This is a genomic window from Streptomyces sp. NPDC027185, from assembly GCF_055567035.1.
This window is the reverse complement of the sequence record NZ_JBVHRF010000002.1, coordinates 712,222-726,901: the sequence shown is the minus strand read 5'-3', so window position 1 is coordinate 726,901 and position 14,680 is coordinate 712,222. Positions and strand designations below refer to the sequence as shown.

Sequence of the window (14,680 nt, the reverse complement as noted above, 5' to 3'; positions counted from 1 at the left end):
GGCCGTCACACGTGGGGGTGGCGCTCCCGGAGGGCTTCTCCGGCGGAGGATTCCGCGTCCGTCCGGCGCGGGCCGCGCCGCGTCACTCCGACGAGGACGAGGACGAGGACGCGGGCGAGGCCGGCGACGCGGAAGGCGACGGCGGTGGCGGGCCCGCGGGCGCAGGCACCGGCGCCGGCCCGGTCACCGGCGTCGGGACCAGCCCCCGCACCAGGACGTCCAGCGCCTGACCGATGAGCGTCCCCAACTCCTCGCCCCGGGCGGCGGCGGACGGACGCGCTCCCGCCGCCCCGGGCCCGTCCGCCCAGCGCAGCAGCGCCTCCTGGAGGGCGGCCACCAGCGCTGCGCTGATCACCCGTGTCTCCAGGTCGTCGGCGGGGCGGCCGGTACGGGCGGTGAGGACGGTGCCGAGGCGGGCGGTGGCGCGGGCGGCGTGGTCGGCGGTGCGGCGGCGGACGGCCGGGACGTCGCGGATCAGCCGGGCGCGGCGCCGCAGCTCGCGCAGTTCCCGGGCGGACAGCCGCGCGGCCACGGCGAGGGCGGCGGCGCGCAGCGCCCGGGGCAGCGGTTCCCCGGAGGGCCGGGCGGCGACCTCCGCGACCAGCAGGTCCTCGTACCCGTCCCGCAGGACGATGTCCTCCTTGGCGGGGAAGTACCGCGCGACGGTGCTGGGGGAGACGTCGGCCGCTTCCGCGATCCGCTCCGCGGAGACCGCGTCGTACCCCTCGGCGTCGAAGAGGCGGTAGGCGGCGTCGCGGATCGCCTGCCGGGTGCGGAGCTTCTTCCGCTCCCGCAGCCCGGCGGCGGGCCGCTGCGTGGCGCGGTCGGTGGTCACCGGTGTCAGCCGTGCGAGTAGGCGACCAGCGAGATGCCGACGTAGTGCACCACGAACGCCGCCAGCGTGAACGAGTGGAAGACCTCGTGGAAGCCGAACCAGCGCGGGGACGGGTTGGGGCGCTTGATGCCGTAGATCACGCCGCCCGCGCTGTAGAGGAGACCGCCGACGATCACCAGGACGAGGACGGCGATACCGCCGGTGCGCAGGAAGTCGGGGAGGAAGAAGACGGCGGCCCAGCCCATCGCGATGTAGCAGGGGGTGTAGAGCCAGCGCGGCGCGCCGACCCAGAACACCCGGAACGCGATCCCGGCGAGCGCCGCCGCCCACACCGCCCACAGCAGGATCTGCCCGCGGCTGCCCGGGACGAGCAGCATCGTCAGCGGGGTGTACGTACCGGCGATGATCAGGAAGATGTTGGCGTGATCGAGGCGCCGCAGCACACCGCCGGCGCGCGGGCCCCAGTTCCCGCGGTGGTAGAGCGCGCTGACGCCGAACAGCAGGCAGGCGGAGAGCGTGTAGACGGCGCAGGCCACCCGGCCGCGGGTGCTGTCGGCGAGTGCGGTGAGGAAGACGCCGGAGAGCAGGACGGCCGGGAACATCCCGGCGTGCAGCCATCCCCGCATCCGGGGCTTGAGCGGAGAGGTCGCCGCGGCGGGGGCCGCCGGGACCGCTTCGGCCGCCGCGGGCGCGGAGGGGGACTGGCTCGCTGCGGCATCGGGCGCGGAAGTCATGCCGGTCATGCTATCTACGGCACCGTAAGTTCCCGGTCGGACGACCACCCGGCCGGGGGTGGCCGGACCCGGATGGGCGGGGTGCCGGGGCGGTCGGGTGAGCGCCGCGGGCCGGACGGGTGGCGCCCGGAGCGGTGGCGCGAGAAAGACGCGGCCCCCTTCTCCACGCGGGCGCCAAGTCCCGCTTGACGTGCGCTTGGTACGCGCTTGACGAGGGCTTTTCGCCGCGGGTGTACGTACGGACGCGAGTGGTGACGGTCACCACGAGGCCCCCTGGACAGATGCCCGCCGGGGTCGGATGATCAAATGAGTGCGGTCGGCACCGGATGAGCGGTCACGAAGCGTCCGGGTCGCAGCCCCCAAGGGGCAACCAACCAAAGAAGCGGATGTCCCGGGCCGGCGCCCTTCGGCCGGGCCCGGCGGCCATCCGTCCACACCCTCATCTAGGAGCGATCGTGGCGCGCGACAACGCGGCTCCCACCACCCTCACCCGTCACCAGGAACTCATCGCCTGGGTCGACGAGATCGCGGCTCTCACCCAGCCCGACCGGGTCGTCTGGTGCGACGGCTCGGAGGCGGAGTACCAGCGTCTGTGCGAAGAGCTCGTCGACAAGGGCACGTTCACCAAGCTCGACCCCGTCAAGCGCCCCAACTCCTACTACGCCGCGTCGGACCCCCGGGACGTCGCCCGCGTCGAGGACCGCACCTTCATCTGTTCCGCGAAGGAGGAGGACGCGGGCCCCACCAACCACTGGAAGGACCCCGCCGAGATGCGGGAGATCTTCACCGGTGAGCAGGGCGTCTTCCGCGGCTCGATGCGCGGCCGGACGATGTACGTCGTGCCGTTCTGCATGGGCCCGCTCGGCTCGCCGCTCTCCGCGATCGGCGTCGAGATCACCGACTCCGCGTACGTCGCCGTCTCGATGCGCACCATGACGCGCATGGGCCAGGCCGTCCTCGACGAGCTGGGTGACGACGGGTTCTTCGTCAAGGCCGTGCACACCCTGGGCGCCCCGCTGGAGCCCGGCCAGGAGGACGTCCCCTGGCCCTGCAACACCACCAAGTACATCTCGCACTTCCCCGAGGACCGCGAGATCTGGTCCTACGGCTCCGGCTACGGCGGCAACGCGCTGCTCGGCAAGAAGTGCTACGCGCTGCGCATCGCCTCCGTCATGGCGCGCGACGAGGGCTGGCTCGCCGAGCACATGCTGATCCTCAAGCTGACCCCGCCGCAGGGAGAGGCGAAATACGTCGCGGCCGCGTTCCCGTCGGCCTGCGGCAAGACCAACCTCGCGATGCTGGAGCCGACCGTTCCGGGCTGGACGGTCGAGACCATCGGCGACGACATCGCCTGGATGCGCTTCGGCGAGGACGGCCGTCTCTACGCGATCAACCCCGAGGCCGGTTTCTTCGGCGTCGCACCCGGCACCGGCGAGCACACCAACGCCAACGCCATGAAGACGATGTGGGGCAACTCCGTCTTCACCAACGTCGCGCTCACCGACGACGGCGACGTCTGGTGGGAGGGCATGACCGAGGAGCTGCCCAAGCACCTCACCGACTGGCGCGGCAACGACTGGACCCCGGACTCCGAGACCCCGGCGGCCCACCCCAACGCCCGCTTCACCGTCCCCGCCGGCCAGTGCCCGATCATCGCGCCCGAGTGGGAGGACCCCAAGGGCGTGCCGATCTCCGCGATCCTCTTCGGCGGCCGCCGCGCCAGCGCCGTCCCGCTCGTCACCGAGTCGCTGACCTGGCAGCACGGCGTCTTCCTCGGCGCGAACGTCGCCTCCGAGAAGACCGCCGCCGCCGAGGGCAAGGTCGGCGAGCTGCGCCGCGACCCGTTCGCCATGCTGCCGTTCTGCGGCTACAACATGGGCGACTACATGGGCCACTGGCTCAAGGTCGGCGCGTCCGCGGACCCCGCCAAGCTGCCGAAGATCTACTACGTCAACTGGTTCCGCAAGGACGACCAGGGCCGCTTCGTCTGGCCCGGCTTCGGCGAGAACAGCCGCGTCCTGAAGTGGATCGTCGAGCGCCTCGACGGCAAGGCCGACGGCGTCGAAACCCCCATCGGCGTCCTCCCGACGAAGAACGCCCTGGACACCGACGGCCTCGGCCTCTCCGACGCCGACCTCGACTTTCTCCTCACCGTCGACAAGGACGTCTGGCGCGACGAGGCGTCCCTGATCCCCGAACACCTCAACACCTTCGGCGACCACACCCCGAAGGAGCTGTGGGACGAGTACCGGGCGCTGGTGCGGCGGCTGGGGTGAGTCCGGTGGCGCCGTGTGACGGCGCGCCGTAACGGGCCGAGGGGCCCCGCACCTGTGCGGTGCGGGGCCCCTCGGTGTGTCCGGGTGCCGGGGCGGGCCCGGCGTCCGTCCTGACCGCTCACGCCGTGGCGAGGTCCGGCAGGGACGGGGCGGCGTGGGCCGCGCGGCGTTCGGTCGCGAGGGCGGTGGCCGCCGCGTCGTTCCGCGAGGTGGCGACGGTCAGCGCGTGCCCGGCGAGGGCGTACGCCCGCTGGTGCAGCGCCCGCGCCCGCGCCGGCTCCCCGCCGGTCGGCTCGGCCCGCAGCGGATACCGCCCGCCGCGCAGCCGCGCCACCTGCCCGGCGATCCGCTCGGCGGCCGCCGCCAGCGCCTCCCCGTCGGCCCCGGGCGTCAGCGCCCGCAGCTCATCGGTGACCGTCAGCAGCGCCGTCAGATGCCCGGCGAGGCGGATGTCCAGCTCCTCCGCGCGCGAACGGTGCGGAAAGTCCCCGGCCGCGGCCATGGTGTGGACCGACTTGGAACGGATCGGTTCGTACATGGGACAGCCTCCTGAATACGTCCAGGAAACTATCTTAGCTTAGATCGAGTCTAAAGTTGGCCTGGCTCGGGAGAGGCGTGAGCCGGAGGCGGCCTCCGTGGCTGCGGGCCCCCGGGCCGGCGGCGCGCGGCGTCCCCGACGGCGGGCCCGCACGGGCGCCGCGAGGCCCTGCCCGTATCCGTAACGGCCGCCAGCGGTTCCGGCCGCCCTGCTTCCGCCCTCACGGCCGCGTATGCGCCAGGGCCAGCTCCGCGAGCGGCGCGGCGCTCTCCGGCGCCAGCCGGGGCAGCAGCGGGAGCGCGTACCGCCAGTGCGGACCGGCCAGCAGTTCCTGCGCGAGGCGCCGGGCCTCGGCCTCGTCACGGGACGACTCCGGGCCGACGGCACCGGCGACCGCGAGGTAGCGGAGCACGGGCACCCGCTGCGGGGACCAGCCCTCCGCGAGCGGAACGATCACGGGGACGCCCGCGAGGTGGGCCGCCACCGCTGCGAGGGCCGCGGCCCGCTCGTCCGGCGCCCCGGCGAGTCCGGCCGTGGCCCGCGCCGCCCGGACGTCGCCGCGGACGGCCTGGAGGACCGCCCATTCGGCGATCGGTCGGCCGCTCGCCAGACGGGTGGCGGCCAGGTGGCGCTCGTAGGCATGGATCTGACTCTGCGGTACGAGGCCGGGACAGCAGCCGGTCTCGTGGAGCAGGAGGAGGAGCAGCGCGGTGTGGGGATCCCGGTCCTGGAGGACCGTTCCGCCGGTGCCGCAGAGCCTCCGGAGTGCGGTGTGTGTTGGTGTGTCCGGGTGGCGCGGGTCGGGCAGGGCGGGCAGCAGCGCGACCACTCGCCGCAGCGCCGCGTCCCGCATGCGGGGTACGTCCGGCATCGTCGGCAGGTTCGGGCGCGGAGGGGCCAGTCGCTCCTCGGCGAGGGCATCGGCGGCTTCGGGTGCGTACCGGGCGAGTCCCACGGCCACCGCCGCCCATGCCTGCGCGTTCCGGTCGTGAGGGGCCCGCGCCATGCCCTCCATCCATGTCCGGGCGGCCGCTTCCTCCCCGGCGTACGCGAACGCCTGAGCGAGGAGCCCGCACACCGCCGCGTCGGGAGCGGTCCCGGCCCGCTCCGCGGCCTCCCGCGCGTACCGCCCGGCATCCGCGTGGTGTCCGCCGACCGCGCAGTGCATCGCGACGACGGCCGACCCGCTGGCCGCCCCGGCCGGGCCCCGCGCCCGCCCGGCGAGCTTCACCGCCACGCTTGCGTGTCCGGTCGCGGCGAGGGCGCCGACCAGGGCCGGCCCCCAGGTGGCGGTGTCCGCCACCGGTTCATGACCGGACCAGCGCGCGAAAGCGTGGTTGAGAAGCCGGTGTCCCGCCTCGGGCCGCTTCGCCAACTCCTCCCGAAGGGAGTCCCGTTCGTTCGGTGTCAGGTACTCCGGCGGCGGTTCGGTGTCGTCCGGCGCCTTCTTTCCGCCCTTCCCCTTCCCCTCGGCCGCGAGAGCGGTGTCCGACGCTCGCCAGGCCTCCGCCACGGCGTCCTCGTCGAACAGGTCGCGCCGTGCCGTGGCCGGTACCGCCTCCAGCAGATGCCGGACATCGGTGGACAGGCCTGCCGCGTGCATCGCCTGGACCACGTACGTCAGTACCGTCCCGAGCTCCAGGGCGAATTGAGACCGAGCGGCATCCGGCAGCGCTCCGGGGTTCTGAAAGGCGGAGAGCAGGGCGCGGTGCGCCGACCGTGCCAGCTCGCGACCCCTCCGCCGCCGGTTCGGGAGCAATGCGCAGGCCCCGAGCGCGAGCAGACCGATCTGTACGAGATCGGTCTGCGGCTCCAGCCCGTCACAGAACTCCTCGACGCCGTCGCGCGCGGCGATCGCGGCCTCGTCCCGGGCGCCCCGCGCCACCTCCGTCCAGATCTCCAGCGCCGCTGCCTGCTCCTCGGGACCCCGGGCCGCCAACTCGGCAGCGTATGACGGAAGTCCGGAGAGCAGATCCGCGTGCTCCGCCCCCAGTTCCCGCGCGGCGCGGATCCGCGACCGCCACGCCATCGCCTCGCAGGCGACGACGGCACGCAACACGGCGTTGCCCGCATCCCGCAGTCCGCGGCCCCGGAACGCGTACCCCGCGCGGGCCACCGCCTCCAGCCGCGCGTCCCGCTCGGCGCCGAGCGGTGCGGTCCTGAGCGCCTCGCCCGCCCACTCGGCGGCCTCCCCGGCCTCCGCCACGCCACCGAGCGCCAAGGCCACGTCGGTGAGCAGCACCGCCCGGTCCGCCGGGTCCGGCGCCGACAGCGCCAGCTCCCGCGCACGGCACGCCTCACCGGCACGCGCGAACAGTCCGACGAACTCCCGCGGTACGCGCCGGGCGCGTGAGGAGAGCAGTGCCCGCGAAAGGGCCACCTGATAGGAAACTCCCAGGTCGCCGCCGCCTGCCTCCGCCACGAGCGTGAGCTGTGCCAGTGCCTCGCCCACCCGCCCCCGCGCCACCATCCGCAGTTGACGATGCCGGTCGAGGATGTACGGAGCGAGGCGGTCGGTGCCGGACAGCAGACGCGGGTAGGGCCCCAGGAGGTACGGCGGTGTGTCCTCGGGCCACTGCTCGCCCTGCCAGAAGTCCGCCCATGTGTGCAGCAGGCCGGTACAGAGAGCGAGCGTCCCGGCGTCGGCGCGCTCCCGTGCGACGCGTACCGCTGCTTCGGCACCGGGCCCGCCCGGCCACGCTCCCGATCCGTCCGGCACCGGATACCGGCCACCCCCTTCCCGCAACAGCCGCTTGACCACACCGAGTCCGACCCGGGCCGCCTGCGCCAGATCCTCCGCCCGCAGCCCCGGCCCCGCCACTGCGATCAGCCCGAGCACCTTCTCCTCCACCGCTGACATGTTCCGCCGGGCCCATGCCTCCCGTACGGCGTGGACGGCGCCGTCTTCGGACTCCCGGGTGCTGAGCAGGCGTACCGTCCCCGGCCTGCGCAAGGGATGCGGCTTCGGCACATCCGCGGGCGGCCGCGCGGCGGGACGGCCGGCGACCAGGACACGGATCGCGCCCGCGCTCCTGTCGGCCGTCACCCCTTTCGGGACGTGGGGCAGGAGCGCCGCGATGCTGTGCCGAGGACGCTCCCCGTCGGGAATGCCCTCGCGCCACGCGGCGTCCTCCTCCAGCCCGTCCACCACGATCAGCAAGGTGCGCCCCGCAGCAGCCGAACGCGCCGCCGCCTGCCGGTACAGAACCTGGAGCGCTCGCGGGGAAATGCCGCCCGGGGCGCCGGGCACCCGCCCTCCCAGATGCCGCGTCAACTGCCGGTTCATCTCCCGTACGAAGTCACCGGCGCTGTCCCGGCCTTCGGCCGCGGAGAGGAAGAAGGCCACGACGTCGACGTTCTCAGGAGGTTGTCCCACCGCGGCCCGGCTCAACAGGGCCGACTTCCCTGCGCCGGGCGGCCCCTGCCACCACAGGTACGAGGGCCCGTCACCGTCCTCGGCACGGATGAACGCCCCGGTGGCCGCCAACTCGGTCTCACCGCTGAAGGGCGCCGCCAGGAACCGCGCGATGCCCCACTCCGCGACGACCCGCTGCCACGCCTGGGACAGATCAGACATCTTCACCATTCCCCCACTTCTCTTCATCTGCAGTTCACTATGTATCCGGCGCGCCGCTCTGACCTGCAAACTTCATAACGAGGCGAGGAGATGCGGCCTGGAGGACGGGCCTCCTCGGCAGCCAAAGTGATGCCACAGCCCAGCGGACGAACCCCCGGGCGCAACCGAAAGGCTTCACCATGTCCGTCCTCTCCACCCTCCTCCGTGACGCCACGGCCCTGGCCGCCGCCGAAACGGCCACCTATACCGCGGTCCTCGCCACCGTCGCCCTTACCTCCGTCCTCGCCCCGGCCCCGGACCGCCGCCGCGACGCCCGGGCAACCTTGCGGATCATGGTGGGGCGGGGGCGGCGATGAGAGGGGCACGGGGATTTTCGATTGCTCCGTGTGGGTGGTTGTGCTCCTGATTGCAGCGACAGAGGGGGTCGCGCCACATGCGCGCGTGAGTTGCAGCGAAACGGAAGTCACGCGCGCCAGTGGCGCGATCCCTTTGAGGTTCCTGCTGCTGCAGGAGGTCTTCACCCAAATGGGGGGCGTGGCACTGCCGAAGCTGTGGCCGACTGGGAGTCACTATCTGCTGAAGACGGGGTGCGCCGCACTTCGCGATGGCGGTAGAGGAGATATTTGTGCGAATCGTGCTGCTCGCGCATGAAGGAGGGGGAAAGGGTTGGAAACGACGTGGCCGCAGCTATGGGCGTAGGGCGAGAGTGACCTGCTGCTGGTGGTGGTGGGGCCTGTCGTGTTGCCTGTGCCTGATGTGGCCCGGGGAGCCGGCGGGGTGCGCCACGTGCTGATGTGGCCGGTCTCGGCCTGACGTGCCGAGACCGGCCTACCGGATGGCCGCTCGGGAACATCCGTAGTCGCGGATGCGTGCGATCGTGCAGCCATTCATGCGCCGCCACCCTTGCCGGGGTGGCGGCGCGGGCCGGTCGATGCAGCATTGCATACTGCCGAGCTCATCCTGCTTTAGTTCGGTACACGCGGCTTGTTCTGCCAATGATCGTTCCTGCTTGTGCAGGAGTGGCCCGTCACGTGCGTTCGTGGCTCGGGCGCGTTTTCTTCCCCGCGTGAGCGGGGGCTGGCGATCTCTCACCTCCATGGCGAGAGGGGATCCGCCGATCCCGCCCGCCTTCATTCGCATAACTGTTAGCGTCTCATCGGTCGCCCTACGTGATGCTTGATGAGACTGGTAGTCAGCCTTGCCCGACGTATATCCCTCCTTTGACGAGCGCCCCTCTTGGGACCCGAGGTATCAGCCCTGCGTGCCAGCCGTCAGTCTGGAGGGCGAGGTGGCGGACCTTTCTCTGCTGGAAGTGCTTTCCCATGCTGAAGAGTTGAGTGGGATTTCCCGTACCACTCCTGGTGAAGGTGTCGCCCTCTTCGACTACCTGCTCGCGATCTGCTTCGCCTCGGGGGCCTTTCCCACGTCCACCGACGAGTGGCGGATGTGGGTCGCTGAGCGGCGCGGGCTCGGGGCGGTTGCGGAATGGCTGGCCGTACAGTCCTGTGACGCGTGGGACCTCTTCCACCCGGAGCGGCCGTTGGGGCAGAACAGTCTCCTGAAGCCCTTGATGGAGGAGCACGGTACCGGCCCCGCGCAGTTGGTTCTGGAACGTGTCGGTGATTACGTCCAGTTCCTCGATCACCATCATCTGGAACATCCCACGCAGCTGACCGCCGCCGAGGCTTTCCGGGCGATGCTGACGCAGCACGTCTACGGGCTGGCCGGCCGGGCGCGGATCTCCGGTAAGGAGTTGGGTCCGAAGCTGACCAACCTTGCTGCCGGGCGGCTCCAGGGCAGGATTCGCGTCGTGGTGCAGGGGTGCACGCTTGGTGACACTCTGCGAATGAACCTCTATCCGGCGGCCGGTGGCGCTGCCGGGCGGTTCAACAATTCCTGGACGGACGATGGCGTGGAGCGGCGGACTTTTACCGTCAAGCCACCGCCCCGCCCCACCTCGGGCCCCGCTGACCTGCACAGTTACCTCGGCCGGTCGGTGTTGCTGAGGCCGGCGCCGGGCAAGGACGGCGAGCCCGTCGTGGTCGATCGGGTACTGATCGGTGCGGGCGAACTCCTTGACCTTGACCCGGAGCGCGACCTCGAGGACGCCGTTCCTATGCGGCAGCTGAACGGTCACGTCAAACCACTGTGGCCGTCGCCCACCCGTGCCCTGTGGCGTGACGCCCACGCCCTGTACACCGCGGCCAGGGAAGAGACGACGGGGTTGTTCGGGCGGCTGAGTCGCCTGCCTTTTTCGGAGGGTGGCGACGGTCCGGCCTGCATGCTGTGGGCCGTCGGCCTCCTTGCCAACAAGACCGTCGCCTCGTCCTGGACGGAGGGCGCCTTTCCGTACGCGCCGAGCTTGGGTGAGGAGCTGTGCGTAGCCTCGCGGCGTGGATCGGAGATCGCCGAGTATCTGGCCCGCTCGTTGGAACGGGCGGCGTACGCAGCGTGGAAGATGCAGTATCCGAACCCCAAGCCCGCCGACCGGCCCGCACAGCAGGATCGGTTCGATGCGCGGCAGGAATTCTGGCCAGCTGCCGAGGAGCCGTTCCTGCGGCTGCTCGAGGCGACGGCTTGCGGCGAACCCGTACCGCTCTCCCTGCTCGAGTACGCGCGCGAACTCCGCTTTTTTGCAGGGGAATTCCTGCGCAACCGCCTCGACTCGCTGCCTCGCAACGAGAAGGGGCTACACGCCCGCGCCCGTGCCGAGCGGCGGTTCCGCGATGACCTGGTCTCCCCTAAGGCGCCCGCCGAAGTCCGGGGGGAGACGTACACGCGATGAAGAGGGGAGACTGCGCATGACGGAATGGACGGCCCCCGTCCCCGACCAGCGCGGTAGCGAACAGCTCACGGCCTGGTTGACGCATCTTGTGCACAACCGCGAATACGGTCAACTCGCCGACCTGCGCCGCACCCGCCCCACCGACGCCCATATCCGGGCCGGGTGGTTCGCCTCGGAAGGGCATCGCGAGACCTTCGAGAAGGTGGCGTTCCTCTTCGGGGTCTATCACCAGGGGCGCTCCGTCCCCTCGTACGGTTCGGGCAGTCTCGGGGCGGCGGCGCGGCGGATCGGGGACGGGGTGGGGCGTGGGCCCGACAACCCCGGGGCGCAGCGGTTGCTGGCGCGGGTGGTCGCCAGCCGGCGCATCCCTTGGCGGCATCTGCAGCACACGGTGACGCGGTTGCGCTCCTGTGAGCAGGCGCCGCCCTCCTGGACGCGACTCACCGATGATCTGACTCGCTGGTACGACCGCCGGGCGCGGGTCGCCTACGGATGGTCGGTGGACTTCCACGAGCCGCAGGGGCGGCGGAGCGGGCCGGGAGCCCGGAGCGGGACGGGCGAGTAGACGTGGACGAAGAAACGGAAGGACGCGAGTACGTGACCGAGGAACCCCGAAGCGGCAGCCGCCGGTTTCTCTCGCTGCATCTGCTGGAGACGCTGGTCGCGGTGTTGCCCGTACGGGATGAGAACGGGTCGCCGAAGAGCTTCGTCTACGGCGGGGTGGAGCGGCACATGATCAGCAGTCAGGCGCGGCGGCGGGCCGAGCGGGTGCACGCGCGGAAGCGGGCCAATGCGGGAATCGGTGCGCTGGAGGGGCGGAGCACGGGGCTGCGGACCCGGGAGTGGGCGCTCATCGCCGCGAAGGCGCTTCAGAGCGCGCACGGCTGGGAGCGGGAGGAGGCCATCGCCACGACCCGCGCGGTGATCGAGGCGACCGGGCTGAAGTTCGGCGACCCGGCGAAGAAGACGGTCGCGAACCTGACGAAGGTGTTGCTCTTCGCGCCGGACGACGCCGGTGACCGGATCGCCGCCCATGTGCACGCCCACGCCGACGAGCTACGGCAGTGGCGGGACGGTTATCTGCGTGCCCAGGGGGAGTTGGCCAAGAAGGCGGCGCGTAAGGGCGGGCGGAAGACGGAACCCGCGCCGGAGGAGGCGCCCACCGGGAGTACCGAGCCGGCCCTTCCCACGCTGCCCAAGAACCACCGTGACGCCGTGCTGCTCGCCATCGCGCCGCGCGATGCCATCGATATCGCCCTCTACGGGCGGTTCCTCGCCGAGATCGCCGACTCTCCGAACGTGGACGGCGCGGTGCAGAGCGGGCACGCCTTCACCGTCCACGAGGCGGAGCAGATGGACGACTTCTACGCGGCGGCCGATGACGCGAAGCTCGAACGGAAGCGCAACGCACTGGACTTCCTCGATTCCGCGGATGATTCCGGGGCCGGAATGACCGGTTATCAGTCGCTGATTTCCGGGACCTTCTACCGGCACGCCGTTCTCGACCGCGTCCAGTTGCGGAACAACCTCCGGGCCGCGGGAATGGCGCGGAAAGAGGCGGAGGAGGCGTCCGGGGCGGCGGAGAAGGAATTCGTCAACGCGTTCGTGGAGGCTTTTCCGGAGGCGAAGAAGAATTCCACGGCGTCGACGGGGTCGCTGCCCGCGCTCGTCCTCGCCTTCGAGGGGGACCGGCCCTACAACTACGCCGCCGCCTTCCAGTTCCCCATCGACGAGAGCCCCGGCGGCGAGGGCCCGGCGGGCCCGGCGGCGGTCCGTCGGCTGCTGGCCCACCACGCCTTCGTCAGCGAACGCCGCCCGGACCTCGAAACGGCCCGCTTCCTGACGTACGACCCGCAGATCGACGCCGTACTGAAGGCGTCGGGCGTGGCGTCCGTCGCGTCGATCGGGGAGCTGACGCCGTGAGTCATGTGCTGCTCCTGCGGCTCGCGGCGCCGCTGCAGTCCTGGGGCGTGGCCAGCCGGTTCTGGCGGCGCGACACCCACACCCGGCCCACGAAATCGGGTGTCATAGGGATGTGTGCCGCCGCACTCGGCCTGCCGCGCGAGGCGGCGCCGGGCGAGCCGGACCCGCTCGCCGGGCTCGCCCCGCTGCTCTTCGGCGTACGCGCCGACCACCCCGGCAAACCGGTCCGCGACTACCACACGGTCGGCGCCGGAAGGTATCCGCTGCGCCCCCGCGACCTCGTCACCGACCACCGCCGGGCGGCCGCCGCGGCACACACCACGGACGCCGGCACCGGTGACGCGTTCGGGCATCACGAGATCGAGGGCTGGTACGGCGCGCCCAAGCGCATCGCCGCCGATCCGCGGTCCGGGGCGCTCGTCTCGGCCGAACTCCGCCGGAACGCGATGATCACCGAACGCTGGTACCTCGCCGACGCCGCGTTCCTGGTGGGCCTTCAGGGCCCGGACCGTCCGTGGTTGGAGCGGATTGGCCATGCGCTGGAGCACCCCGCGCGGCTGCTGTGGCTGGGCCGGAAGTCCTGCCCGCCGTCCGGGCAGATCACGCTGGACGTGGTGCCCGGCACCCTCGCCGAGGTCTTCGCGTCGGTGGCGCTGCTGCCGTCGCCCACCGAGGCGCCCGCGCGGCTGCGGGACGACCGGCCGTGGGCCTGGACCGAGAGCCGGACCCCGCTGCCGGGCGCCGCGCCCGTCGCCGACCAGCCGGTGCACTTCCACGCCGACGGCGCGCGGCACGCCCCGCGCTGGGAGACCCGCACCCGCGTCGACATCCACCCGCTCGCCCGCGATTGGAACATCATCCCGTGAACGCGCCCCGCCCCGCGGGGGCCCGGTTCGTCGCCACCCAGACCCTGCTGACGCTCGACGCCAGGCATCCGTACACCGCCAAGTCGTTGATCGACGCGCAGGACATGCACCGTACGGTCATGAGCGGCTTCCCCGGCTGGGTCGACGACGGCAGCCGCGACCCCCGCGCCCAGATGGGCATCCTCTCGACCTGGACGCTGAACCTCCGCGAGGCGCGGCTCGCCCTCGTCGTGCAGTCGCAGGTGCCCGGCGACTGGAGCCGCATCCCCCGGCAGGCGCTGGCCGCCGAGCCGGAGACGCTGACGCTGGACCGGACGTTCGGCGCGGGCGAGACGGTCGGCTTCCGGACGGTCGTCAATCCCGTCCACAGCAAGCCGCCGCCGCCCGGCGCACCGCCGAAGACCCGGGGCGTACGGGTCGCCCACACGCGCCCCGACCACGTGCAGAAGTGGTTCGCCCGCCGCCTCCAGCCCGTCGGAGAACCGCCCGTCGCCCCCGACGGCCTCACCCGCATCGGCGCCGACACCGACCCCGGCACCCTCGCCATCCGCATGCTCCCCCGTATCTCCAGCCCCGCCCCCCACAAGGGCCTCCGCCTCACCCGCGCCGAAATCCGCGGCAAGCTGACGGTGACCGACCCGGAGACGTTCGTATCCGTCCTGACCAGGGGAATCGGGCACGGGCGGGCTTACGGGTGCGGGATGGTGGTGGTGCGGTAGGGGAGGGCGGCGGCCGTCGCCCCCCTCGTCGCCTCCCCGCGGGCGCGGGGCGCGGACCAGACGTGAACCCCGGAGGGCCGCGATGTCGGGGCCACCCCCGCGGCGGCGGGGCGTCTCGTGGAGACGGTGAACGAATACGGCATCCACGGGTCATCCCCACGTCGCGGGGCCTGCTGCGGACCGAGCCGGAGACCGGTGGCGAGGCGGGGCCATCCCCGCGTCGCGGGCGTACGGTGTCTCAACTCCGCCCCGGTGACCTGCTCGGCCCATCCCCGCACCCGCGGGGCGTACGCCTCGTCGACGATGACGAACGCGTTGCAGTGGGGTCCATCCCCGCGCTCGCGGGGCTCATCCCTCGGCGGACGAGGTCAGCCACCGGCACTCGGGGACATTCCCGCGCCCGCGGGCCCCACCCTCCCCGACCTGC

General features: G+C 72.2%; 11 protein-coding genes. 7 read left to right on the top strand and 4 right to left on the bottom strand.

From position 1 onward, the window contains the following. Window positions 1–82: 82 nt before the first annotated feature. Both ACZ4M8_RS08365 and trhA read right to left on the bottom strand, forming a co-directional pair. The gene (locus tag ACZ4M8_RS08365; RefSeq protein ID WP_467604478.1) at window positions 83–835 is read right to left on the bottom strand and encodes a TetR/AcrR family transcriptional regulator; all 753 of its coding nucleotides are present in this window, start codon (window positions 833–835) and stop codon (window positions 83–85) included. A 5-nt stretch (window positions 836–840) separates the two neighbouring features. Further along, window positions 841–1,569, bottom strand: a complete 729-nt coding sequence (gene trhA / locus ACZ4M8_RS08360) for a PAQR family membrane homeostasis protein TrhA (protein WP_467604475.1) — start codon at window positions 1,567–1,569, stop codon at window positions 841–843. A gap of 455 nt (window positions 1,570–2,024) precedes the next feature. Between trhA and ACZ4M8_RS08355 the strand changes: the two genes are divergently transcribed. Beyond that, window positions 2,025–3,845: a phosphoenolpyruvate carboxykinase (GTP) gene (locus ACZ4M8_RS08355; protein WP_467604474.1), complete on the top strand. Its 1,821-nt coding sequence runs from the start codon at window positions 2,025–2,027 to the stop codon at window positions 3,843–3,845. A gap of 118 nt (window positions 3,846–3,963) precedes the next feature. On the opposite strand, the gene ACZ4M8_RS08350 is transcribed toward ACZ4M8_RS08355, so the two are convergent. Next, window positions 3,964–4,383, bottom strand: a complete 420-nt coding sequence (locus ACZ4M8_RS08350) for an SCO4983 family protein (RefSeq protein WP_467604471.1) — start codon at window positions 4,381–4,383, stop codon at window positions 3,964–3,966. Window positions 4,384–4,603: 220 nt separating this feature from the next. Continuing rightward, window positions 4,604–7,960 (bottom strand): P-loop domain-containing protein, encoded by a 3,357-nt coding sequence (locus tag ACZ4M8_RS08345; protein WP_467604470.1) that lies wholly within the window; start codon window positions 7,958–7,960, stop codon window positions 4,604–4,606. A gap of 179 nt (window positions 7,961–8,139) precedes the next feature. Between ACZ4M8_RS08345 and ACZ4M8_RS08340 the strand changes: the two genes are divergently transcribed. From ACZ4M8_RS08340 to ACZ4M8_RS08315, 6 genes are all read left to right on the top strand, one after another. Beyond that, on the top strand, window positions 8,140–8,316 hold the full coding sequence (locus ACZ4M8_RS08340; RefSeq protein ID WP_467604468.1) for a hypothetical protein: 177 nt from the start codon (window positions 8,140–8,142) through the stop codon (window positions 8,314–8,316). Window positions 8,317–9,221: 905 nt separating this feature from the next. Beyond that, a complete protein-coding gene (locus ACZ4M8_RS08335) occupies window positions 9,222–10,745 on the top strand; it encodes a type I-E CRISPR-associated protein Cse1/CasA (RefSeq protein WP_467604465.1) in 1,524 nt (507 codons plus the stop codon). Window positions 10,746–10,761: 16 nt separating this feature from the next. Next, complete coding sequence (gene casB / locus ACZ4M8_RS08330; protein ID WP_467604464.1) at window positions 10,762–11,310, top strand: type I-E CRISPR-associated protein Cse2/CasB; 549 nt, start codon at window positions 10,762–10,764, stop codon at window positions 11,308–11,310. 32 nt (window positions 11,311–11,342) lie between these two features. Continuing rightward, window positions 11,343–12,668 (top strand): type I-E CRISPR-associated protein Cas7/Cse4/CasC, encoded by a 1,326-nt coding sequence (locus ACZ4M8_RS08325; protein WP_467604462.1) that lies wholly within the window; start codon window positions 11,343–11,345, stop codon window positions 12,666–12,668. After that, window positions 12,665–13,534 carry a type I-E CRISPR-associated protein Cas5/CasD gene (gene cas5e, locus ACZ4M8_RS08320; RefSeq protein WP_467604460.1) on the top strand — a complete coding sequence of 290 codons (870 nt, stop codon included), beginning with the start codon at window positions 12,665–12,667 and terminating at the stop codon, window positions 13,532–13,534. The genes ACZ4M8_RS08325 and cas5e overlap by 4 nt, the downstream gene beginning before the upstream one ends. Next, complete coding sequence (locus ACZ4M8_RS08315) at window positions 13,531–14,253, top strand: type I-E CRISPR-associated protein Cas6/Cse3/CasE (protein WP_467604459.1); 723 nt, start codon at window positions 13,531–13,533, stop codon at window positions 14,251–14,253. The genes cas5e and ACZ4M8_RS08315 overlap by 4 nt, the downstream gene beginning before the upstream one ends. Window positions 14,254–14,680: the final 427 nt, after the last annotated feature.

What these genes read in the sequence shown, in the direction of transcription:
- ACZ4M8_RS08350 (WP_467604471.1), bottom strand. Translation starts at nt 4,383, where the DNA reads ATGTACGAACCGATCCGTTCCAAGTCGGTCCACACCATGGCCGCGGCC.
- casB (WP_467604464.1), top strand. Translation starts at nt 10,762, where the DNA reads ATGACGGAATGGACGGCCCCCGTCCCCGACCAGCGCGGTAGCGAACAG.
- ACZ4M8_RS08345 (WP_467604470.1), bottom strand. Translation starts at nt 7,960, where the DNA reads ATGTCTGATCTGTCCCAGGCGTGGCAGCGGGTCGTCGCGGAGTGGGGC.
- trhA (WP_467604475.1), bottom strand. Translation starts at nt 1,569, where the DNA reads ATGACTTCCGCGCCCGATGCCGCAGCGAGCCAGTCCCCCTCCGCGCCC.
- ACZ4M8_RS08340 (WP_467604468.1), top strand. Translation starts at nt 8,140, where the DNA reads ATGTCCGTCCTCTCCACCCTCCTCCGTGACGCCACGGCCCTGGCCGCC.